The organism is Pseudomonas sp. NPDC088414, from assembly GCF_044753325.1.
Taxonomy (GTDB): Bacteria; Pseudomonadota; Gammaproteobacteria; order Pseudomonadales; family Pseudomonadaceae; genus Aquipseudomonas.
This window is the reverse complement of sequence record NZ_JBIVMY010000001.1, coordinates 550,439-572,686: the sequence shown is the minus strand read 5'-3', so window position 1 is coordinate 572,686 and position 22,248 is coordinate 550,439. Positions and strand designations below refer to the sequence as shown.

The window sequence follows — 22,248 nt, the reverse complement described above, 5'->3', positions numbered from 1 at the left end:
GTCCTTTTTTGGGTGACTTCAGCCTGTCCCCACCGTCAGCTTTGGGTCGAAAGCAGCCTCTTGTGAATGGCAGCTTTTGGCCGTTAGCAGCCGGTCAAGATATCCCGCTTATGTAGAGTGTTGGCCTGCTACTTGGCTTTCACCGTCCACAATTGATCAACCTTCGTCGTGTAGCTCTGACTCATCAACTCCCGGCGCATAGCCCATTCAGGCGCCGTCGGCACGCTGGCCAGCCGAAGAACTCCCTTTCCCCAGCGGCCATTGATTTCATCCAGAACGCTCATCACCTTGTCGGCCATCACTGGCTGTGAATGCGCGAACAAATCGTCGGTGAATTCGCCAGGTTGTCGGAGATCCATTAACAGAACCTCCGCTTTGCTGTACTTGAAGCCCGGTCGATACAGACGATTGACGGCTTCGGTCGCAGCCTTGGTCATGAGTCGAACATCGTTTGTCGGGTAGGGTAGTTCGACCAGCGCGCCGTTCGCATATTTCGCTTCTTCGGGATTGAACATGCCTGTCCTGATACTCACGCGGATCTTCTTGCACAGCGAATTTTGCGCTCTGAGCTTTTCCGCCGCACGTTGGGTGTAAGTAGCGACGGCCTCCTTGATCGGCTCGATCTGCGTGAGCCTGGTGCCGAACATCCTGCTACAGCAAATCTCTTGCTTGGGTGGTTCAGCTTCACCCAGTTCCAGACAGGAGGTGCCGGCAAGCTCGCGAGCAGTTTTCTCGATCACCACACTGAATTTCTGCCGAAGCATCCACGGGTTGGCTTTCGCCAAGTCCATGGCTGTCTTGATGCCCATGACTTCGAGGTGAGCCTTCATGCGTTTGCCAATGCCCCAGACTTCGCCGACATCGGTATTGCGCAGTGTCCAGTCACGTTTGAACGGATCGCAGAGATCGACCACGCCCCCGGTAATATCCAGCAGACGTTTGGCTGTGTGGTTAGCGAGCTTGGCGAGAGTCTTCGTACGCGCTATCCCCACTCCGACAGGAATGCCTGTGCGCTTGAGAAGCGTGGAGCGCATGTGCCTGCCAAACGCGGACAGATCTCCATGCATGCCAGTCAAATCGGCGAATGCCTCATCAATGCTGTAGACCTCAATTGCCGGCACCATCGACTCGATGATCGTCATGACGCGCTCGCTCATGTCGCCGTACAAGGCGTAATTGCTGCTGAAGGCCACGACTCCATGCTGGCGTAGATGGTCTTTGATCTGGAAGTACGGCTGGCCCATTTTCACGAAAGGCTTGGCGTCGTAGCTGCGCGCAATCACACAGCCGTCGTTGTTGGACAAAACCACAATGGGCGTCTTTGCCAAGTCGGGTCTGAACACTCGCTCGCAACTCGCGTAGAAGCTGTTGCAGTCAATCAGGGCAAAGACGGGCTCACGTATTGTCATGATCGCGCACGCTGTATTTCACTACACCCCAGATCACCAACTCATCGCCCTCCATGACATGCCTTGCCGGATATTTTGGGTTCTCCGATACAAGCATCACGGCGCTCTCACGCAGAAGCAGGCGCTTGCAGAATGGCTCCGAGTTCAGCGCTGCGATGACTATGTCACCGCTGACCGCATCGATGCTCCGATCAACGACCACCAGATCCCCTGAATAAATTCCGGCGCCCTGCATGCTGTCTCCATCAATTCTCACCAGGTAGACGTGCGGCGCGCGGATATCGAACAGCTCATCGAGGGAAATGTGTTTCTCGATGTGATCAGCCGCAGGGGAGGGGAAGCCTGCCGGCACCCTGGATGAATAGAGAGGCAGCTTCCTACCGCCAGACGCTAGAGGGCCGAGGATGGTGATGCTCATGATGCAAGCCTTAGGAAGTTGACTGTATATGCATACAGTTAACGATTTGGTTCGCTTGCGGTCAATCTCATAGGCACGACAATTCGACGGGTGACACCATGTGCGGACGCTACCCGATTTACGAGTCGATGAATCAATGCCTCAAAGAGCTTGCGCCAAGGTTGCTGGTGATAAACGGCTATGACGCCTAGCCAGTCGAGGGGTACAACGTCGAGCCTTCTATGGTGGTAGAAATTATCCGGTCAGTGGGAGGGGCTTGAGTGTCGATGAGGTTATATGAGGCGCGTTTAATTCAGTCCCGCTCGCTAGCCCAAGACGTCGATTTTAATTCCAGCTGCAGTCTGGGAGACGGTTGATCGAGTGAATTGCCGGCAATTGGAACGCCTGCTATGACCGTAAGTCTATTTGTACATGTTCATTGGTTAGGTACAAAACATGGATAAGACAATCACCGTCGATCAACTGGCTACCACTGACATAAGATCAATCAATGAGATATGGCTCGGCGAAACTCATACCCAGCTATGCCTTTGGCGTGGCAAACAAGTCTTCACCCACGAGATGATGAGCGAGGGCACCCACGATCAGAATGTCCAACGCTTGTGCTTGCAATTGGTCAACCCTGAAGATCGAGCCGCAGTTGCCAACGTGGAGTTGATCGTGCGCGAACAGCTAGAAAGGATGGAGAAGGAGGGGGAGTTTTATCCGGCTGAGGAGGCGGATACTCATCTATAACAATAAGAGTCTCGGCCATACACAAGGAACCAATCCAAGACCTACTGCCGCTTGCAAACAGATATTAATATCGGTCGGCCGTGTATAAGGCCTCAAGAGCCACTCCTTACACGTGCGCCCCGTGATTTATGGTGTAACCTCAAGGTATTACTCACATCGAGAATTTCTATGTCAAAACTTGCCGAATTCCGCCAGCTTGAAAAACACCTCGCCGAACAGCTCCAGGCTCTCGAAGCCCTCAAGGGCGATGCTGGCCTCAAGAAAGAAATTGAGTTCGAAACGAAGCTGCGCGATTTGCTCGCAAAATACAGCTATAGCCTCAAGGATGTGATCAACCTGCTTGACCCACAAGCTGGCCGTCGCGCTCCAGCTGTCGAGTCCAGAGCAGGCAGCCGCAAGCCTCGTCAGTTGAAGGTTTATAAAAATCCTCATACCGGCGAGGTCGTAGAAACCAAGGGTGGTAACCACAAGACGTTGAAAGATTGGAAAGCTGAACACGGCTCCGCGACCGTTGAGTCTTGGCTGACCAAGTGATTTTGGTTCGAGTACAAAAAAGGGCTGTGATTAGACTGCGTGAAAACACACTGATAGGTCTTAGACCAAACGCCCCGGCTTGTTCGGGGCGTTTGTTTTTGTGCTGAAAAAGGCTCTTCAGCCCAGCTATTAGAAAGCAAGGACTGAATCTTCAATCTAAAAAGTAGTGCTGAAGCAAGCTGGGAGGCAATTGCCACCCGATGCCGGGACGAAGAAATTGCAAATATCAGAGAGCGCATAAAGGCGCTAAAACTAGAGTTGGCGCCCGTCGAAGAGTGGGATGGCGACGCTCAGGATGAGATCAATGTAGCAATCTCTAAATCCTCGTACCTACTGCTTGCCTCGGCCAATGCCTGAAGAGAATCGCTTTGATGGAGCAAGCGTTCGACGAACAGATCTTGCCCGGTTAAATGGGCGCCCATCTGGGCGGCAACAGCTTGGTAATTTCACTCGTCCGTTGGGTCGGCAGGCGTGTAAGAACATCCTTCAACTGAGCATACGGATCATGCCCGTTGAGCCGCGCGGACAGGATCAAACTCTTGATCGCCACTTTTTGCACTCAGGGCCGAGGAGTCACCAGCAGTATATGCTCCTGAAAAAGCCATACCACCCGATCTGAATTTTCGTAACTACCGCATCATACCGGTGACGCGTGGGACGCCACTCTCTACACTGCGTGCTGCGCCTGAATTCTTCGTTTGGGTCATCGGGAGCGTCCAGTATGTCTGTTCAAAGCCGCAACAATGTAAGCGTAGTGGGTGACGGCATTACCACGCTGATTTTCTCCCACGGCTTTGGCTGTGATCAAACCATGTGGTCGTACCTTATTGACCACTTCACGAGCCGATTCAAGGTGGTTCTTTATGACCTGGTAGGGGCCGGACAATCTGACCTGAGCGAGTATGATGCCAAGAAATACAACTCACTGGATGGCTACGCCCAGGATCTAGTCGAAATCATCGACGAATTTTCTACAGGCCCGGTCATTCTGGTCGGTCACTCAGTCAGCGCGATGATTGGTGCGTTGGCCGATCGTAGCCAACACGATCGTATTGTTGCTCATGTGATGATTGGCCCTTCGCCCTGCTATGTTGATTCAGGCGAGTATGTTGGGGGATTCAAGCTCGATGACATCAAATCACTCTTGCACACTCTGGACAGCAACTACCTCGGCTGGTCTAGCACTATGGCTCCGGTCATCATGGGCGCGCCTGGCCAACCTGCGTTGAGCGAGTCGCTAACCAACAGCTTCTGCCGTACTGATCCGGAAATCGCAAAGCAGTTTGCCCGGGTGACTTTCATGTCTGACAACCGCGCGGATGTAACTGGTTTGACGACGCCGATACTCATTCTGCAATCCACAGACGACATTATTGCTCCCATTGCTGTCGGTGAATACCTGCACCAAGTGCTTCCTAATAGCACACTGTGTCTGGTTGCGAATGTTGGTCACTGTCCTCACATGAGTGCGCCGAGCGCTTGTTCCGAAGCGATGGACAGCTTTCTGTTACCTTGGACGGAAGGCGGCAATGACAGTTGATAGACCTGTTTTACCCGAATTCCAGTCGCTTTTTGACGGCGCCCCCTGCGGATTGATCATCACCCAAGAAGATGGCGCCATCCTGCGTGCGAATCACATCTTCAGCGCTTGGGTCGGTCGTGAATCAAACGAATTGGAAGGTTTGCGTTTTCAAGACTTGTTGACGATGGGTGGACGCATCTTTCATCAAACTCACTGGTCGCCGTTGATGCGCATGCAGGGGTCAGTGGCTGAGGTAAAACTCGACCTAATCCATCGCGACAAAACCATTGTTTCAATGCTGCTCAATGGCGTGCGTCGAGAGCATGAGTCGGGCGTTTTCTATGAGTTGGCATTGTTCTGTACCGCAGATAGGGACAAATACGAACGCGAGCTGCTGAAAGCTCGACAACTGGCGGAAGGACTCTTGGCAGAGAAGTTGGCCGCTGACGTAGCCTTGTCGGTAGCGCAGGCAAAGCTGAATGACGCTTATGAAAAATCACATCGTCGGGCTCAATTCGCAGAGCAAATGGTCGCAATCGTCAGTCACGACCTTAAAAACCCGCTAACGGCAATCAAAATGGCGGCAGAAATTCTCACTCGCAGACTGCCCACCGGTAAAGATGCGATGATGCTCAGTCATATAAGTAGTTCTGCGGATAGAGCGCATCGAATGATTGCGGATTTGTTGGACTTTGCACTGGCAAGAGTGGGGCGTGGGATATCAATTTCCGCCTCGACAATCGACTTGCACTCCGTAACGGCTCAAAGCATTGCTGAGCTACGGGTAACCTTTCCCGAAGCAACGCTCATCCATCAAGGATCCGAGAACGGAAGCTTCAAACTTGACGCCGATCGTCTACAACAAATCATTGGTAATCTGGTCGCCAACAGTGTGGCTTACGGCGATCTGCAACGACCGATAACAGTGGTATCTCGCGTCGACAGCGATCAAGCGAGCCTATCGGTTCATAACTTCGGCGAGGCAATTTCTGCGTCAGCCCTCGATGGCCTTTTTGAGCCAATGACACGTGGAACAGAAAAAGATAGCGACTTACGTAGCGTGGGGCTCGGCCTGTTCATCGTTCGAGAAATCGTCACGGCACATGGAGGTGATGTTTCAGTGCATTCTTCCCTAGAGCATGGTACGACTTTCACTGCGACATTTCGGTTGAGTTAACCATGGATTGAACATCCGCTTTTGGCAAAATAGGGCGGTAGAATCTCAACCAAATCGCAACGAGGCGATCCTAACCTTTACCCAGACATGCCAAGGCAATGTCCTTTTGCTCTGACCGAGCAAAAAGTGGGCGCCACGATGGGAGGCCAGGTCGTCGAGTATTTCGGGTTCACCATGCTCGTGCAGTTCCTCCGGCACTGCCCACATCACCATTATTGCCATGCAATGGGGCGAGCGATTAAGTCGAATCCGGTAGATTGCAGATACGCAGCGCACAGTCGATGCCTTCTGCTAGTCACGCCAATTCGCACTTTTAGTCGAGTCACTAAATTAGCATTCAACTTGAGCATCCTTTTTTGCGAGGATTGCAAGAAACTAGGAGAGCCGGTCAGTCGAGCGCTGTATAAGGGGAGTGAGATTTACATTGGCACATATTTTCTAACCGCGTCATGTAAGGCGTCCAGTGACCACGGTTTACGAATGAACATTGCGTTGGAGGGTAACGTCTTCTCATCAACGGCTTTATTGCCAGAGGTGAGGATAACCGGCAAATACGGCCAACGTTTCCAAATGATCCTCGCAAGCTCAAGTCCATCCATACTCCCCGGCATGCAAATGTCAGTGATCACAAGACTCAACGAGCACTCGCCTTCTAGCACCGACAGCGCATCGTCTGCCGTGGGGCACGCCACAATTTCCAGGTCGAGTAACGAGATTGCCTCCTCGGTCAAAGGGCGCAATAGCTCGTCATCCTCTACAATCAAAACACTGCACGTCATGATCAATGAACTCAGTCATTTTTTTCTTAGTACGGTCATAATCTCAAACGTTTCTTCAGCCAGACCAGCGGCTTCTAACTGCATCGAAAGCAGCGCTTTTTTGTGTCCGTGTACTTTTTTCATTCAAATTCGACTGCTTGACACTCTCATGTACCCTTGAAAATAAAGGATCGTTATGCGTCTTTCAGATTTCATCCTCGACAACCGCGAGCCTATTCTGCAGGCATGGGAGAACTTCGCCCGGACGGTTGAAACTCCTAATCCCACCATGGACGCCAGAGGACTGAGAAACCATGCCGAGTACATTCTGAGAGCTGTGGCACTTGACTTGCGTACCTCACAGAGCGAGCAACAGCAGATTGAAAAATCACATGGGTTAGGGCCGAAAATCACGGAGGAAACCGCTGCGCAAAGGCATGCTTTCACGCGACTGTTAGCCGGCTTTTCGATGGATCAATTAGTCTCGGAATATAGAGCCCTTCGTTCAAGTGTGCTCAGACTCTGGTTGGCTGAGGGCGCCGACAAAAGCGACGAGCAACTCACGGACATGATTCGCTTTAACGAAGCCATTGATCAAGCAATGGTAGAGTCGATCGCGACCTATGGTAAAGCGGTGGAAGCCACACGTCGGACGGTTTTGGGTGTGCTCGGACACGACCTACGCACGCCATTGGGAGCGGTGACGTTAGGCATGGGGCTGCTGAGCCAGAATCAAGGACTCGGCGACCGTGGAAATATGATTATTTCGCAGATATCAAAAAGCGTTCAAAGCGCTAACCAGATGGTGAACGACCTTCTTGATCTTGCGCGCTGCAACTTGGGCACAGGCATACCTGTGCAGCCAGTGACAACCGATTTAACTGCCGTATGCCAAGCGGTAGTAGACGAAGTATCTCTTGCTCACCCGAATGCGCGGATCGCATTTTTTGATACGAGTGCCATAACTGGCAAGTTCGACCCTTCCCGAATTGCACAGGTATTTTCGAACCTGATCGGAAACGCAGCTTGGCATGGCAATATCCAGCATCCGATCAGCGTGACGCTGAATAGCGATGGCCACACTGCCTGCTTCTGTGTGCAAAATCATGGAGCGCCCATTCCCCGAGGCGAGCTGCCGTCCCTATTCAATCCAGAAGCTCGCTATTCGAAAGCACCTGGTACAAAGTCGGGGGCTTACTCCGGGTTAGGGCTGGGATTATTCATCGCGTCTCAAATTGTGGAAAGGCATGCAGGCACGATAGAGGTGGAATCAACAGTCGAGCATGGCACGCTGTTCCGCGTTCGTCTCCCCATTCATCAACAGGAGACTTCATGAGCCACATCCGAAGCCGATTTATATCACTACATGCAGCTACCATGCATAGTCTGACTGACAGGGCGTTCGCTAGCGAACGCGTTCGACTGAAGCAGTCGCACCTGCTGACGCGCTTATAAGCACTGTTGCTTAATCAGGAGGTAATAGCTTTTTAACTTCGGCAATGATTACGTCGATTTTGAATGGTTTCGGCAATACTGTATTAAACAAATCAGATCTCTGCATACCGATGTGCGCCTGAGCGCCGCTCATCAGGATGATGGGCAATTGACTAAAGGAAGGGAGAGCCCGAACAGCTGTAGCGAACTCTAGCCCATTCATGACCGGCATCATAAAGTCGGTAATGATCAGGGCAGGCCGTTCTCTCTCCAGAACCTCAAGTCCTTTACGCCCATTGCTGGCAGTAACCACCATGAAACCCTCATCCTCCAGCGCGAGGCCGAGAACGTCAGCGATCAAATACTCGTCGTCGACGACCAAGATGGTAGTCATGTCAATTCAACCCACACGAAGGCTTAAGATGTTGAACCAGGCAATGACTCAGCGAGGACTGATGGTTCATTTCTTGAAACCTTTCTCAGGAAAACTTCTTGATCACGTATGACGATCTCAAATCGCGAAGGGTCGTAAGAGCTATCTCGTACCTTGAGAATAGAAAGCGTCCTGCTAAGTTCAGAGTGATTCTCAAAGAGCCGCATCAGCATTAGGTTGTCTACGATGCTAGACAGGTCAGAGGTCGGAGCGCTGAGCTCAGAGCCAAACAAATCGCGCATTTCCCAAGAGGCGAAGACGGTAACCCCCCTAGATCTCAACTCGTTCATCAGAGCACTGAAGAAGTCAGTAATTCGCGAAGGGTTCGTCGAAACTCGCGTCATCCCGCTCAGGCTATCGATGAACAGCCGCTTGATACCCTTTTCCTCAACGAGACTGAGCAGTCGCGCGCCCAATCCATCCAGCAGTCCTTCCGTCGTGGGTTGCCAGGCAATAGTCAGGGCACCACTGTCCTCCATACCCTTGATATCAATACCCAATGATTGGCCTTTGAGTCTCAATCGTTGCGGACTTTCATAAAAACCAAAATGTAGTCCCGGAGCTTCCACGGTAGACTCAGCCAGAAATTTCAAGCCAAGGGTTGTTTTACCTGTACCCGAGGGGCCGATTACCAAGGAAACACTCGAACTGTGCAGACCGCCACCTAGTATGTCGTCCAATGACTTAATGCCACTGGCTATGCGCGTCATGTCCGCACTGTCGGGGGAGGACGGGTGGCTATAAAGACTTTCGAGTCGAGGGTAAACCACAAAACCATTTTCGGTAATTTCACATTCGTGAAGCCCAGTCATTGCTGCGCTGCCACGAGTTTTTCGGAGCTGAATTCGCCGCACTGAGCGAGTACCGTATAGCTCCTCGCCCATCTCAATCACACCATCGACCATGGTATGCTCAGGACTGCCATCGTCGAGACGAGAGCTGGTAAGAAAGAGCACCGTGCAGCCAGCGAAAGCGGCATGTCCTTGCAGCTCTGAAATGAATTTCTTGGTATCTATGTGCGAGTCAGCTTTTGAGCGGGCATTGAGCAGACCGTCCACCACCATAACGGTGGCTTTTTGGCGACTTATTTCTCGCCGAAGCAATTTCACTACCTCGCCTAGCCCTTCGTTTTCCAGAGTATCGAATGCGCTGACAAATTGTATTTCAGCCCCGACTTTTGAAGAGTCGAAAAAGCTTAACGTCGAGAGGTACTGAAAAAGGCGATCATGGGATTCAGCCAACAGTGTGGCGACCAGAACCCGTCCGCCATTCTTTGCATGATGAAACCCGAGCTGGTTGGCGAGGATCGTTTTTCCAGACCCCGGGCGTCCTTGGATTATGTATGAAGCTCCCTCGACTAGGCCGCCCTTGAGCAGAGCATCGAGCCCTTCTATTCCACTTTGAAGGCGTTTTAGCTGTTCCACAATGCGACCCTGATCCAAAAAAACTATCTATTTATAGGATGCTACCGCCAATTTCGCTTGGGAGCTATTCAGACCGTCTCGAAAGCGTGAGCTACCTATCCCTTTGATCCCGTGAAATGGGCACGTGAACACTACTTTCGGTCGGTTAGCGACGGTTATGCTTCAATCGTCGCTTTGCCAGCGTTGGATATCTATCCACAAGGGAGGTGTTGGGAAGGGCAACCTGAGGCAAAAAAGTGTCCAGAAGCCAGCCAAAAGAGCCAATGCTCTCAACGTCGAAATGTTTGCACACGCCTAAGGTTGTGTTTGGCCGTGTTGGGGAAATGACCGAAAACATGTGGAAGTGACGTATTCACCGTGCAGTCTGAAAAATGGTTAGCCGCAGAAGAGATGAGCGTTGAAAATTACAAGGTATCCGTATAAATACACATAATATGTGACCTTGATGTAATTGGGTTTGAAAATCAAAAAAGTCATTCAAGTCCAGTATCGGAGCACCGCACCTTCGAAGCCTTGAACGGGATCTCGTTTGGGGTAGGGTAATTTTGCAATGTTCGCCAATTGATCTGATGTCGGCGCTTCTCGGCAAATATCCGCGCTCTGCCCCGGAGGATATGCCCCGACTACCAGAAAATCATCACTCGATCCTATATTGCAGTGGCCTGTGCCCGCAGGGAGCAATAGGACATCGCCAACGGTGACCTCCAATACCTGGCCTCCAGGGCCACCTAGCATCAAACGTGCATTGCCCTTTGCGACACCCAAAACCTCATGTCCCTTTGTGTGGTAATGGTGGTAATCGTAGATGCCATATCGCCACTGTGGAGGCCATCCATTTGACTCAAAGATTTCCTCGAAAAAACCTGCTGGATCGACTTTGTCATAGCGCACGGCTTGGAAATAAATGAGTACCGCAAGCTTTGGGTTATTAGGCACCCAGTCGTTACGCTCCAATAATAGTGCCTGCACATGCGAATTTATGGATTGCGCTCTAGCCATGAAAGTTTCTCCGATTGGTTTCGATAGTCTTTATTTGGCAGAACCTGGGAGGAACGTCATGAAGGCCATCCGAATTTTTATTGATATATCCATGAGAGCGAGCATTTGAAATGAAAATTCAAATGAGTTGATACCAGCCGATGGATGACACCTTTGGTCAGGCGGCTTGAACGCCTATCGCTGCCGTCCCATCCAAACAAAAACACTCCGGAATGCATTCAGTCATGAACGCTTACAACACCCTGACACGAGAGCAGGAACAAAAACTGAATGCCTTGGAATCATGGCATCGGGCGTTGGAAAATAGCGTTCTGCGAATGAACTGCCCGGATGCCTATCACGAAGAATTGCTACGCCAGGCCGATGAGATGGATCGACAACATCTCGTCAGTTGGGAGGAGCACAGAGATCTGCGAAAAGAGGCAGATCAGGCGTATCTCCAAGCCGTCGCGGGCTGCGATTCTTTTGCCAAGCGGGAGTGAAAAGGAGGGGGCTTGAATCGTTCTACGATTTCAGGAAGGAGCGTAGGGCATGAGCATGTGACCTCTGTGGGCACGCACCGGCTGCATGACTGCGGATATACCTTTGTTGGAAACTTATCCCCTTCAGGCCGCAGTCGCCCCCTTCGAGCTTGAGCGGAGACGTCTCGCTCGTAGACAGTGGACGTCGTTTTCCCACCTTTGATCGTAAGGGAAGCTTTCGATGACCCCACGTGAGCGTAAATATGAATTCGATTGATTCGGCGTTGGTTGCTGCACGGGCGCAATTCGCGATAACTATCAGTTTTCATATCGTGCTCGCTGCGCTAACGATCGGGCTGGCGAATTTTTTGATGGTGCTCGAAGCACTTTGGCTTTGGCGCGGGCGAAAGATCTATCTGGACGTCTACCTTTACTGGCTGAAAGTGTTTGCCCTCAACGTCGCAATTGGTACTGCATCCGGCTTGATTCTGGAATATCAGTTTGGTTTGAATTGGTCACGGCTTTCGACCCAAGCTGGCGATATTTTAGGGCCGTTGATGTTTTACGAGGTACTAGCTGCTTTTTTTCTGGAGGCAGGCTTCCTCGGCATTATGCTGTTCGGCCTGAAGAAGGTTGGCCCCCGCCTGCATTTTTTTTCCACCTGCGCTGTTGCCGTCGGGTCGCTGATCAGCGCTTTTTGGATACTTGCGGCGAATTCCTGGATGCAAACGCCTGCTGGCTACACCATCGGTGCAGACGGACGGTTCATTGCAGATGATTGGTGGGCAATCATCTTCAATCCTTCATTTCCTTATCGATTAGTTCATATGACGCTGGCTGCGTTTCTGGGTACTGCCACCTTGGTGGCCGGCATAAGCGCTTGGCAACTATTAGGCCAATCTCAGAACTCCCGAACGCGGCTGCAGTTTTCAATGGCTCTTTGGATGGTCGTTGCATTTTCCCCGTTGCAGATGATTGTGGGTGACCTTCACGGGCAGCACAGCCTCAAGGTGCAGCCGCAGAAAGTCGCAGCCATAGAGGGCTCCTGGACGCGCCCAGCAGAGGGTGAGGGCGAACCTCTACGGGTGTTCGCCATCCCAGACATGGTTGAGCAACGCAATTTTTGGGAATTGGCAATTCCACGCATTGGTTCTCTCTACCTCCACCACGATCTGACTAGCACCATTGCTGCACTGGATGAATTCCCGATTGACGAGATTCCTCCAGTGCCGGTGGTGTTTTTTGCCTTTCGCGTTATGGTCGGTTTTGGTCTGCTGATGACCGGTATGGGTTTAGTCAGCCTGGTGTTACGGTGGCGGCGGCGATTGTATTCGGCGCGCTGGATGTTTAAAGGATGTGTGCTGATGGCTCCCGCCGGGTTTCTTGCAATGCTCAGTGGCTGGGTAGTGACCGAAGTAGGACGTCAGCCATTCACCATTTTCGGTTTGCTGCGCACATCGGATAGTTTGTCCTCAGTTTCACGTCACCAAGTCATTCATTCAACCTGGATCATTCTGGTTTTTTACCTACTTATTTTCGGCATTGGCTTTTGGGTATTGATAAGAACACTGCGAGAGCCACCGGGTGAAGACGAAGTAGGGCCGCAACCGTCCCTCGCAGACGAGACTGATCGCTCATGAGGAGCCAATCCCATGTTGGATAACGACTGGGTAATCTTGCTCTCTGCCGGAGCCCTAGTTTTTTCGGCGCTCAACTATGTGCTGCTCGATGGCACCGATCTTGGTGTTGGGGTGTTGATGGGACTCACATCGAGGCCTGAGGAGAGGCGAGCGATGGCTGTTACGATCTTGCCGATATGGGATGCAAATGAAACGTGGCTTGTATTGGGAGGAGGCGGCTTGCTTGCGCTTTTTCCGATGGCCTACGCTATCTTGCTACCCGCCCTCTATATCCCCTTTATCGTGATGTTTTTGGCTTTGATATTGCGCGCGATGGCATTGGAGTATCGTGATCACGCACCCAATGAGCGTATCAAACGTATGGTCGACTGCTTTCAGATGTGCGGCTGTCTCTTCGCTGGCGGGGCGCAGGGCATTGTGCTAGGTACGCTTGTACAGGGTGTACCCGATGACGCTGGCCAATACGCGGGAAGTGGCGATGAATGGCTTAATCCCTTTCCACTCTACTGCGGGGTGGTGTTGGTAGTCGGCTACACATGGTTGGGGGCCTGCTGGCTTTATTGGCGCACGTTCGGGGAACTGCAGCGCCGATCCCGGCGTCATGCTGAGGCATTGACTGTTCTCGCGCTCATTTTATTAATGGTTTTGGTCGGGTGGACTACGACACTGGACAGTCGATACGCGCAACGCCTTACAGCTCCTAGTGTGTGGATACCCGCAACTGCAGCAGTCATGTCTTTATTGATCTGTTTTTTGACGGGACTGAGAAGTCGTTTTGATTTTCTTCCACTGGTTGCTGCATTGGGCGTTTTCACATTGGCTTTTGCTTTGATGATCGTGACACTCTACCCACTCATTGTTCCACCACACCTAACGTTGGATGCTGCTGCATCGAGTCCCAATAGCCAAGTTTTCATGCTTATAGGTTTTGCTGTGTTGATTCCTATAACTCTTCTTTACAACACCTTCGGTTTCAGCATTTTTAGCGGCAAGGTTCGGGTGGGTGTAAAGAGACGGGAAAGCCAAGAACGCCGGTGAGGCAGCCGAGGATTAACTTGGCCTTTAGCTCACGGATCTGAGCAAGCCTTGTGCTATATCAAGCTGTTGCCTGAAATCGAAAGCAAAATCGCGTACTGGAGGCGGGATTACGGCGTTGAACACGGCAAGCCGTTCCGGTGAAGTATTCCCATGCTGTGGTCAGCAACCGGCACGGAACGTTTATAGGACACTCAGTCTTTATTCGCGCGTTCAGGCACCGTGCTGAGCCACGCGGCATAAGGGGATTTACTAACCCGATGCCTGTTGAGATCGGGACTGCCATCTATCCACCATACAGGGCCTCGTTCACCGAGCGCCACCTTGGCTTTTTGTACTCTTTCCCGAGCGTGTTTCATTCGCGATGTATCCTGCGAAGCCTTAGCTTCTTTTACCTCACGCCGTGCGGCCATAAGCTCGCTTACGAGTTTCTGCCGAAGTTCTTCTGTCAGCGAAGGATTGCTGCAACGCCACAGCTGGCCCTTGACAACGAAATAACGACCGTCTGGTGTAACTATTTTCATCCATCACCTCCTACCTACGTAAGAGGTAGAGAAAAGGCTAGATGTTACGTTCCAGCGAGATGACCAAAAGGCAGGTGTATGCTTGTCGACAATCGGTACGCCAATAAATCGAACGCCCCTATCCGTAAGCTTCTCCAACCTACACGCCCCCAATATTGGGGGTAATGAGAGGTGTGTATGAGCAATGATCCGAGACTACAAGGCGGTAAGCAAGAGGATGATCCGGTACCAACATCGCCCGATCCATTGAGTCCAGGCCGTACAGAGGTCGACCCAAGCAAAGAAGGCGGGATAGACGAACTTCCCGATAATGAAGGTGAACGCCCGCTTGATGACGACGACGTCGGACTCGATCCTGATCGAATCAAGGAAGAAACTGACAATGCTGTAATGGATCAACAGCAGGATCCTCGCTGAAGGCGAACCTAGCTTATGCCAGAACCTCTTCTTGAGAAAAGGCGCACGGTGTACGACCAGCACAGGGTGAAACCCGCGAGAGGTGAGGAAGGGCTTATAGCGATTGAACGATGTTCAGCTAAAAAAAGGCCCGCAAGGGGGTGCGGGCCGACGATCAACCAGAAGGAGCTTTCGCCACGGTACACCAGGAAATGTGAAATTATTGTGATGAGCGAATCAAGGCTTTTTCTATACGAAAATCCACCATTGCTGGTGAAGCAGTGCTCTGAAAAGATTGCGTCAGCTGGTCTTCCAGGGATGGAAGAGGTTTGACAGTGGGCAAAAAATCGGTAGCGAAATCAAAATTCTGTGCGGGTGGAGCAAGCTTTTCATAAAGGTACTCAATCTGCTCTCCTACGAAACGAGCAGAAATAGCCGCAGCTGAGATTGTCACCGCAAGCGTGAGAATGGCAGTCATCCGGATGGCTGGCATGTCACTTCCTTATGGTTAATTCCCTTTCATCATAGCGTACGCTTGGAAAGCGTGTCGGGTGTGCTGGCAACTTTCAAACAGGTTCACGCAACGAAAGCAAAAACAGTCTGCAAGTAAAGTGGCTCGCTGATCAGTGCAAGCGTTCTGCGCTTAGGTGCAAATGGACTGCTGAATGCCTCAGGAACCCCAAATCTGACGTTTGCGGATCTTCGGGATTTGCATGGGCAGTTCAAAATAGCTTTTTTCGTAGGGGCCAAGCTACTGGAACTGATTTCGACCTCCCGCTTTAGCCTCATAGAGCGCCGCATCTGCTGCTTCGACCAACTGCTGTGATTGGATCAGGCCTCCATCGGCAACCGCAATGCCAATACTCACCGTCACGCGCGCGAAAGGGCTGCTGGGATGGAAAATATTCTCTTTAAACAGCCGATTCAAAATCATTTTTGCTACGACCGTAGCACCTGCCCTATCAGTATTGGGCATAATAATGCCCATCTCCTCTCCACCATAACGCGCGACCAAGTCCTGCGGGCGACGTACGCATTCTTCTAGCAGTCTACTGACCAATCGTAGACAAGCGTCACCTGCAATGTGCCCAAGGGAATCGTTGAAAAGCTTGAAATGGTCGATGTCGATCATCAATAACGCCAAGGAAACGCCTTCCCTGCGAGACCTACGTGTTTCTATTGCCAGAGTCTCATCAAAGCAGCGTCTGTTCGCGAGTCCCGTCAATGCGTCTTTCATTGCCAGCAATTCCAATTGCCGATTAGATGAAACAAGCTGTTGCTGAGTGATCCGCAATTCCGCTTCCACTTTGATCCGTCTGTGAATATGCCTAATCAACAAGCAACAGATAATAGCGGTGATAACCATCAGGCTTCCTACCACTACAAAGGACAACATTGCCTCCATTCGCCAGGCGGTCAAAGCTTCTCGCTTACCCAGAGCGACAGTGGTGATTAATGGTTGTTCATCGCTTTTGCGAAAAGCATAAAGTCGCTCTACACCGTCCAGACTCGATATGAACGATGCCGTTCCTGCTGACTGATCTACCAGGTAACGTTCATAAATCGGCGAATGCAAAAAATTGCGCCCCATGTCTTCCTCTCGAAATGGATACCGAACTAAAAGTGTTCCATCGGTGGAAGATAGCCCAATGGCTCCATCTCGTCCGAGGTCGATTTTTCCAAAAAGCTTTAGAAAGTTTTCAACGCCTAGAGTAACTGCTACCACGCCAGCGAAGGCACCGTGGGTGTCGTTGAAGCGGCGACTGATGGTAATGACCCATTCTTTATTTGAGTGACTGCGAATGGGCGAACCAATAAAGGTTTCGCGAGATGGGTCAGAGTAGTGGTGAATAAAAAAGGCTCGACCACTGCTGTCCGCCCCAGCGGGAATGGCTTGGTTTGAAGATAGCAACCATTGGCCCTGTCGGTCGTAAATAGTGATGCCGCTTAATTGGGGCATTAGCGGCTGTTGCTGTTCAATGAGAGCGTTCAATCGCTTGATTGTAATTGGCTCACTACCCTCGGTTTCAAGCCTTTCCACTAGGTCAAGCAAAAGCAGCGAGCTTTGTCTAACAACGCCTTCCGAGTAGGTAGTCAATGCCTGAGCAATATTCAAGCCATGAGTATCAGCCTCTTGCAAGGCCCTTTCTCTTGAAGTCCCCACTTTCCACGTAGTCAGAGAAACAAGGGAGAGACCAATGATGGCTAATAACAGAAGAACAAGATGGATGTCACGCTTCACATCATTTCCTTATGAAAAACCTTGCCTGCGTAAGTTAGCGTGGTCTCGTTCAACCGTCAGCATGATCATTACCATGGTGTAGGTTTATAAAAATCTCTAAATTTACTCTTGACATGAAAAAAATGATTTGGTATCAAAAAGCGTCAAGATTCTCGATGCATAAAAGGTAGCTCAAATTTATTATGAAAGTTGGGCTTTGCTTGGGCGGTCGCTCGCTTGGCCTTGCTTATGCAAAGGTGCTGATTTTTGCAGGTGATTCGCGAGACATGTAACTGCTTGCTTGAAAGAATGTCTAAATGATGGGCTTTGATGCAATTATCAATGTCGAGGGTCTTCGAGTATTGGCACGTTGTAATCCTAACAAGATGTATGATTAGTTTAAGTGTCGAGTGGAATTTGCTCAAACTAGCTTCTTGTATTTCAGATGCTGAAGTCCGGTTTTGAATAAACGATCTTTTCAACAAAATTGACCAAGATGCGAAAGCTCCGACATCCTTGATTGCAGCAACTCCTAACCCACTTAATTTTACCTGCACTATACTTTCGACGCCACAGACGAGAAATTTCATATCCGCCCTCCGTATTTCTTGCAGTGTAGTAGACAAAAGCGAGGGCGAGCATTCTTAAATTGCAAACCGAGTCTCGCTCATACGGCTTAGGGCTCTAACTCCACAAGCTTGAAAATGGCACTGTCGCTTTCACGAATGAGCACTCCGTTCTGGAAGCGAGCATTCTTACTGCCGTTGTAGCGAAAAAATTTCCCGTCGAAGGTGCCCGTGACGGTTGAAAGATCCGGCCCTTCACCTCGCTCCCAAGCGTCGTAGGGCCAATCATAGTATTGCCCGGCGATTATGCGACCGATCGGAACGTGCCCTGACATCACATCGTAGGTTGCACGCTTTTTGTAGCTCAATGGCATCACAACCCTCCAGAATTTCGAACATGCAGGTATCAAATGTATCTCTAGAGCATGCCACGCATTTATACGAGTCACGACCCACGTTGGGGTAGCGTACTGCTCGCCTTGCCGATCATAGGCGCCATGGTTTTAGGCCGAGGATGTCTCCATTGTGCCTTCCACACGCAATCGTTTTGTTGGTCTAGAGTTGAATGGCCTCATGCATTTGGTGAGGTATTTCAGCGTCAAACACAGACAGACGAGGCAATAACATGACCACCCAAAATGGAATGCTAGACCCAGACGATGCTGTCATCTTGCTCATCGACCACCAGAGTGGTTTATTTAACACTGTACGGGACGTGCCCATCCCCGATCTCCGTAATTACGTGATAGCTATCGCAAAAACGGCGACACTGTTGAACATCCCTGTGATCACCACAGCGTCGGTGCCTGACGGGCCAAACGGCCCACTGATTCCCGAAATCCATCAGCATGCTCCTCACGCGGTATATGTACCGCGCACAGGCCAAATCAACACATGGGACAATCCTCTCTTTGTCGAGGCGGTTGAGAAGACTGGTCGAAAGACGCTCATCATCGCTGGCACGCTTACAAGCGTTTGCATGGCCTTTCCTGCAGTCAGCGCGGTTCAAGCGGGTTACAAGGCGTATTGTGTTGTTGACGCTTCCGGGAACTGGAGCAAGCTGGCAACTGATACCACAATCGCTCGCGTAGTTCAGGCTGGGGCGATTCCGACTGATACATTCGCCATCGTGGCTGAATTGATGCAGACCTGGAATCGCGCAGAAGGTTCGCGTTTCGCTGAAATACTCGCTGATCACGTGTGCCCAGAATACAAGTGTCTGATGGAAAGCTTTGGTAAAGCTCAAGCGGTGGTAAAGGAGGGCGCAGAGACTCACCTGGATAAATATCGGTAAAAATTCCTATCATTCAGATGCTAGGGGTATTGACAGGACGTTTGCAACGCTGGGCGCTTCGGCGCCCTTTTTCAGCTCCGTCATGACATGAATACTGAGCACGACCTAGAGGTGCATATTTAAACAGCACCTTTTCAACATTTGGAACCGACGAGTCAACAGGGGAGGGAAGTGTCCTCCTCGCCGATCGCATCAGGGACGAGCTGATCGAGCTGCGAACAGCGAGGGGAACGATCAAATCGTAGCTCAAAACATTGATTCGCACTCTATATCTTCTTTCCATCTCCTCCCCACGTGGCATGAATTGGGGACAAGTCGAGACCCTTACCGCTGCATACGGTTCGTATCCGATTCAAGATCCGTTGAATCAATAGGAGCAACAATACTAACTGACTGCGCTGCTCCGACAGAATCCAGATTGACCTGCTCATTGTTCCCGAGGGAACTGTATTGATCGCGGAGTTTACGTAGGTCTCTTGAGCCCATTTGTTCCAAGCAGAGCGCCGCATTTTGGGCATCCTTTGTTGCTCGTATCAGTTCGTCAATCTTGAGATGCAGGATGTCATTGTCGCGGTTTTGGGTGTTCTGGATTAGGAATACCATCAGGAATGTGATGATGGTGGTAGACGTGTTGATGATAAGTTGCCAGGTGTCGTTGTAATGGAAGTACGGCCCGGTCAACCCCCAAACCGCTATCAAGGCGATTGCGGCAAGGAAGGTTTTTGAGCTGCCAGCCCAGTTGGATAGGGCTTGGCAAAAACGTGCAAATTTCATGATTGCGAACTCGATCAATAGGTATGAGGTAGACCATCCAAAACGTCTGAAATTCTTTCTTACAATTTCACCGCTCGTCAGACAGTTTTTAAAAGAGGAATTCAGAACCCTCCCGTTCCCTCTCCTCCTGAATCATTGGTACATTGGGCATTGTCTATCTCGAAAACAGAGCCGTAAGGAGGGCAGTTCAATGCTCCCCTGACGAGGTCTCAATCTACGCTCATCAACCGTATTGAACTCTCTTATTGCCTGACCCGTCCTCTGCTGTGAGGGGCTCAGGGCATCTTTGCTGCGCAGTCCCGTAGACGTTTTCCACAGAAAGCGAGGGACAACATGAATACTTCAGACCGTACGGCCGGGGGCTCATCAGCCACCCCCAATGAAGGTGAGACGCAGGATTTTCAACACGTAAAGAAAGATGTTGCCGATGCGCTTGGCGGCGCGAGACAGCATGCCGATGAGCAATTTGGGCAGTACCGTGACTCTGCTGCCGATCAGATTGAGGCCTTGGCCCAAGGCGCGAAAAGCTTCGTTTCCGAAATCGAAGCCAAGGACACGCTTGGAATGTCCGATTACTTAACCGATATGGCAGAGTCCATGACCGGTTTGGCAGGAAACCTTCGGGGAAAAAGTGCTGAACAGCTGCTACACGATGCAGCTGACCTGGCGCGAAGCAATCCCGGATTGTTCATTGCCGGCAGCATCGCTCTGGGCTTCGGTCTGTCACGGTTTCTAAAGGCCGGCAATACTGACGCTGCCACCGTCCATGCGGATCAAGATCCAGCGGGCACCTCAATGCCGCCCTCCCCAAAGTTTGCTGCTCAACGTCCTTTCGAGACGTCCTCCCCATCTACGTCCGATCCGCAGCCTGGATTAGCTACCGGCATCACACCTAGCTCGCCGACCGAATCCGATCATCCTTCGGACTTTTCCGAGTCAACGGCAGTGGCTTCGCAAAATACGAAAGGAGAACTGTGATGAACAGAGATGATTCAGATTTGCCCGGTTCAAAGCCTTTGATCCAACCTGAAGATGCATCAGTGGTTAGCCTGCTACGACAATTATCCCGAGAGGTACCTGCTCTGTTTACCAAGGAACTTGCTCTGGCCAAAGTCGAGCTTCAGTCCAGCCTGAACACGTTGAAGGCGGGGATCGCTGCAGTGGCGGGTGGAGCAATTGTCTTTTTGGCAGGCTTTATCATTTTGCTTATGTCGGCAGTCTACGGATTGAGCTTATTCATGGCTCCGTGGCTGGCTGCGCTCATTGTCGGTGTTGTCGTGATGATCATCGGCTTCGCGATGCTGCAGTCAGGCAAAAAACAATTCGAACCGTCCCACTTGAAGCCCGACCGGACGCTGGACGCCTTGAATAAAGATCAGGAAGCGCTGCGGAGGAAAGTCTCATGAAAAGTGATCTGGAATTCGAAACTGAAAAAAGCCCTGAACAGATTGAGCGGGAAATTGATGCGCAGCGCGCAAGCATCGGCAATATAGTCGACAAGCTTGAAAGTAAGTTCACCCCCGGTCAGATGATTGATCAGGCATGGGACATGATGCAAAACAACGGATCAACGTTCATCACCAATCTCGGCACCAGTGTCCGCAATAATCCGGTGCCTGCGGTACTGACCTCAATTGGGTTGCTGTGGATGATGATGAGTCAAAATCGCCCGGCGTCTGCCGCACCAGTCTATCGCACCGGGCCGGATCAGGACAAAACTGGTGAGTGGGCGGATGGGTTAGCTGATGGACTCGATACCGTGCGCGACAGCGTACATCACACCGCCGACTCATTGAAAGACGGATATCAGTCTTTAAAAAGCAAGGCGAGTCACCTTGGGGATAGCGTTAGCGACGCTGGTGAGAACCTTAGTCATACCTTGCATGATGTAGGCGACCGATTGAATCGTACGACTCATGTGTTTGGACAGCAGTTTAATCAGGTACTCAGCGAACAGCCGTTGGTAATAGCAGCGGCAGGTATCGCTTTGGGTGCGATGATTGGCGCGGTTCTGCCCACTACCTCAACAGAGCAACGCTTCTTGGGTCGAACCAGTGCTGGCCTGATGGACAAGGTTAAGAAACAAGCACAGGAGGGCTACGAAGCAGTACGCGACAGCGTCACGAAGACGACGGAGCATGCGGACACAGAAGGTGAGGCATCAGAAAGCTCTATGACCGCAACGAGTGCGGACATCTCGCGCGGATTAGGCACTTCGTAAGTTACGCAAACGGGGCCCCTGGCAGGGGCTTCCGTTTTTTCAGTGTTCAGATTATCGATTCTTGAAAACGGTTCGCAGCCAAATTGAAGTTTAGAGTGCTTAACTTGGAAGATGTGATGGAAGAGATGCGAGCGATCAAGAATCGATTTTCATTCGTAAAACGATCAAGTTCGGTCACGTTGGAAGTCTAGGGCCACGTATCGCCAGTATCTGATGGATGCTGAAGGGGCTTGGTTGGATCTGATGAGGTTGGCCAGGTGGCGCATATTTCAA

General features: G+C 51.1%; 24 protein-coding genes and 1 pseudogene. 13 read left to right on the top strand and 12 right to left on the bottom strand.

The genetic code is table 11. The features are described 5' to 3' along the window. Positions 1–128: 128 nt before the first annotated feature. The gene (umuC, locus tag ACIP8I_RS02585) at positions 129–1,409 is read right to left on the bottom strand and encodes a translesion error-prone DNA polymerase V subunit UmuC (RefSeq protein ID WP_400758404.1); all 1,281 of its coding nucleotides are present in this window, start codon (positions 1,407–1,409) and stop codon (positions 129–131) included. Then, positions 1,396–1,827, bottom strand: a complete 432-nt coding sequence (locus ACIP8I_RS02580; protein ID WP_400758403.1) for a LexA family protein — start codon at positions 1,825–1,827, stop codon at positions 1,396–1,398. The genes umuC and ACIP8I_RS02580 overlap by 14 nt, the downstream gene beginning before the upstream one ends. Before the next feature lie 435 nt (positions 1,828–2,262). Between ACIP8I_RS02580 and ACIP8I_RS02575 the strand changes: the two genes are divergently transcribed. After that, positions 2,263–2,562: a hypothetical protein gene (locus tag ACIP8I_RS02575; RefSeq protein ID WP_400758401.1), complete on the top strand. Its 300-nt coding sequence runs from the start codon at positions 2,263–2,265 to the stop codon at positions 2,560–2,562. Positions 2,563–2,730: 168 nt separating this feature from the next. Then, complete coding sequence (locus tag ACIP8I_RS02570) at positions 2,731–3,096, top strand: histone-like nucleoid-structuring protein, MvaT/MvaU family (RefSeq protein WP_007960970.1); 366 nt, start codon at positions 2,731–2,733, stop codon at positions 3,094–3,096. Positions 3,097–3,502: 406 nt separating this feature from the next. On the opposite strand, the pseudogene ACIP8I_RS02565 reads toward ACIP8I_RS02570, so the two are convergent. Beyond that, positions 3,503–3,643: pseudogene (locus ACIP8I_RS02565) on the bottom strand (transposase domain-containing protein); the annotation flags it as partial. A 174-nt stretch (positions 3,644–3,817) separates the two neighbouring features. Between ACIP8I_RS02565 and ACIP8I_RS02560 the strand changes: the two are divergent. Next, the gene (locus ACIP8I_RS02560) at positions 3,818–4,636 is read left to right on the top strand and encodes an alpha/beta fold hydrolase (RefSeq protein ID WP_400758399.1); all 819 of its coding nucleotides are present in this window, start codon (positions 3,818–3,820) and stop codon (positions 4,634–4,636) included. Next, positions 4,626–5,795, top strand: a complete 1,170-nt coding sequence (locus ACIP8I_RS02555; protein WP_400758397.1) for an ATP-binding protein — start codon at positions 4,626–4,628, stop codon at positions 5,793–5,795. The genes ACIP8I_RS02560 and ACIP8I_RS02555 overlap by 11 nt, the downstream gene beginning before the upstream one ends. A gap of 419 nt (positions 5,796–6,214) precedes the next feature. On the opposite strand, the gene ACIP8I_RS02550 is transcribed toward ACIP8I_RS02555, so the two are convergent. After that, positions 6,215–6,574: a response regulator gene (locus ACIP8I_RS02550; RefSeq protein ID WP_045121948.1), complete on the bottom strand. Its 360-nt coding sequence runs from the start codon at positions 6,572–6,574 to the stop codon at positions 6,215–6,217. Positions 6,575–6,749: 175 nt separating this feature from the next. Here ACIP8I_RS02550 and ACIP8I_RS02545 point away from each other — a divergent pair, with 175 nt between their 5' ends. Further along, positions 6,750–7,889 carry an ATP-binding protein gene (locus ACIP8I_RS02545; RefSeq protein WP_400758395.1) on the top strand — a complete coding sequence of 380 codons (1,140 nt, stop codon included), beginning with the start codon at positions 6,750–6,752 and terminating at the stop codon, positions 7,887–7,889. Positions 7,890–8,018: 129 nt separating this feature from the next. Here the strand turns inward: ACIP8I_RS02545 and ACIP8I_RS02540 are convergent, their stop codons facing one another. The 3 genes from ACIP8I_RS02540 to ACIP8I_RS02530 form a co-directional block, all read right to left on the bottom strand. Next, complete coding sequence (locus ACIP8I_RS02540; RefSeq protein ID WP_007960977.1) at positions 8,019–8,381, bottom strand: response regulator; 363 nt, start codon at positions 8,379–8,381, stop codon at positions 8,019–8,021. A 23-nt stretch (positions 8,382–8,404) separates the two neighbouring features. After that, positions 8,405–9,847 carry an ATPase domain-containing protein gene (locus ACIP8I_RS02535; protein WP_400758567.1) on the bottom strand — a complete coding sequence of 481 codons (1,443 nt, stop codon included), beginning with the start codon at positions 9,845–9,847 and terminating at the stop codon, positions 8,405–8,407. A 474-nt stretch (positions 9,848–10,321) separates the two neighbouring features. Beyond that, the gene (locus tag ACIP8I_RS02530; RefSeq protein WP_400758393.1) at positions 10,322–10,843 is read right to left on the bottom strand and encodes a cupin; all 522 of its coding nucleotides are present in this window, start codon (positions 10,841–10,843) and stop codon (positions 10,322–10,324) included. A gap of 224 nt (positions 10,844–11,067) precedes the next feature. On the opposite strand from ACIP8I_RS02530, the gene ACIP8I_RS02525 reads away from it, so the two are divergent. The 3 genes from ACIP8I_RS02525 (at position 11,068) to cydB (ending at position 13,982) form a co-directional block, all read left to right on the top strand. Continuing rightward, on the top strand, positions 11,068–11,325 hold the full coding sequence (locus ACIP8I_RS02525; protein WP_400758392.1) for a hypothetical protein: 258 nt from the start codon (positions 11,068–11,070) through the stop codon (positions 11,323–11,325). A gap of 242 nt (positions 11,326–11,567) precedes the next feature. Continuing rightward, positions 11,568–12,944, top strand: coding sequence for a cytochrome ubiquinol oxidase subunit I (locus ACIP8I_RS02520; protein WP_400758390.1), 1,377 nt, complete (start codon positions 11,568–11,570; stop codon positions 12,942–12,944). 12 nt (positions 12,945–12,956) lie between these two features. Next, complete coding sequence (gene cydB, locus ACIP8I_RS02515; RefSeq protein WP_400758389.1) at positions 12,957–13,982, top strand: cytochrome d ubiquinol oxidase subunit II; 1,026 nt, start codon at positions 12,957–12,959, stop codon at positions 13,980–13,982. A gap of 191 nt (positions 13,983–14,173) precedes the next feature. Here the strand turns inward: cydB and ACIP8I_RS02510 are convergent, their stop codons facing one another. Next, positions 14,174–14,503 (bottom strand): hypothetical protein, encoded by a 330-nt coding sequence (locus ACIP8I_RS02510; RefSeq protein ID WP_400758387.1) that lies wholly within the window; start codon positions 14,501–14,503, stop codon positions 14,174–14,176. Between the two features lie 177 nt (positions 14,504–14,680). On the opposite strand from ACIP8I_RS02510, the gene ACIP8I_RS02505 reads away from it, so the two are divergent. Beyond that, positions 14,681–14,920, top strand: a complete 240-nt coding sequence (locus ACIP8I_RS02505) for a hypothetical protein (RefSeq protein WP_081755178.1) — start codon at positions 14,681–14,683, stop codon at positions 14,918–14,920. A 199-nt stretch (positions 14,921–15,119) separates the two neighbouring features. Here ACIP8I_RS02505 and ACIP8I_RS02500 read toward each other — a convergent pair whose 3' ends face one another. From ACIP8I_RS02500 to ACIP8I_RS02490, 3 genes are all read right to left on the bottom strand, one after another. Next, positions 15,120–15,392, bottom strand: a complete 273-nt coding sequence (locus ACIP8I_RS02500) for a hypothetical protein (protein WP_400758385.1) — start codon at positions 15,390–15,392, stop codon at positions 15,120–15,122. A gap of 258 nt (positions 15,393–15,650) precedes the next feature. Further along, complete coding sequence (locus ACIP8I_RS02495; RefSeq protein ID WP_400758384.1) at positions 15,651–17,141, bottom strand: diguanylate cyclase; 1,491 nt, start codon at positions 17,139–17,141, stop codon at positions 15,651–15,653. Between the two features lie 655 nt (positions 17,142–17,796). Further along, a complete protein-coding gene (locus ACIP8I_RS02490; protein ID WP_007960998.1) occupies positions 17,797–18,060 on the bottom strand; it encodes a hypothetical protein in 264 nt (87 codons plus the stop codon). A gap of 251 nt (positions 18,061–18,311) precedes the next feature. Between ACIP8I_RS02490 and ACIP8I_RS02485 the strand changes: the two genes are divergently transcribed. After that, on the top strand, positions 18,312–18,980 hold the full coding sequence (locus ACIP8I_RS02485) for an isochorismatase family protein (protein WP_007961000.1): 669 nt from the start codon (positions 18,312–18,314) through the stop codon (positions 18,978–18,980). Positions 18,981–19,304: 324 nt separating this feature from the next. Here ACIP8I_RS02485 and ACIP8I_RS02480 read toward each other — a convergent pair whose 3' ends face one another. Continuing rightward, entirely contained in the window at positions 19,305–19,754 is a 450-nt protein-coding gene (locus ACIP8I_RS02480; protein ID WP_007961001.1) for a low affinity iron permease family protein, read from the bottom strand. Between the two features lie 333 nt (positions 19,755–20,087). On the opposite strand from ACIP8I_RS02480, the gene ACIP8I_RS02475 reads away from it, so the two are divergent. Genes ACIP8I_RS02475 through ACIP8I_RS02465 form a run of 3 tightly spaced genes read left to right on the top strand, consistent with a single transcriptional unit; the run spans position 20,088 to position 21,975 of the window. Continuing rightward, positions 20,088–20,732, top strand: a complete 645-nt coding sequence (locus tag ACIP8I_RS02475; RefSeq protein WP_400758381.1) for a hypothetical protein — start codon at positions 20,088–20,090, stop codon at positions 20,730–20,732. After that, positions 20,732–21,160, top strand: coding sequence for a phage holin family protein (locus tag ACIP8I_RS02470; protein ID WP_007961003.1), 429 nt, complete (start codon positions 20,732–20,734; stop codon positions 21,158–21,160). Before ACIP8I_RS02475 ends, ACIP8I_RS02470 begins: the two co-directional genes overlap by 1 nt. Next, entirely contained in the window at positions 21,157–21,975 is an 819-nt protein-coding gene (locus tag ACIP8I_RS02465) for a DUF3618 domain-containing protein (protein WP_007961004.1), read from the top strand. Before ACIP8I_RS02470 ends, ACIP8I_RS02465 begins: the two co-directional genes overlap by 4 nt. Positions 21,976–22,248: the final 273 nt, after the last annotated feature.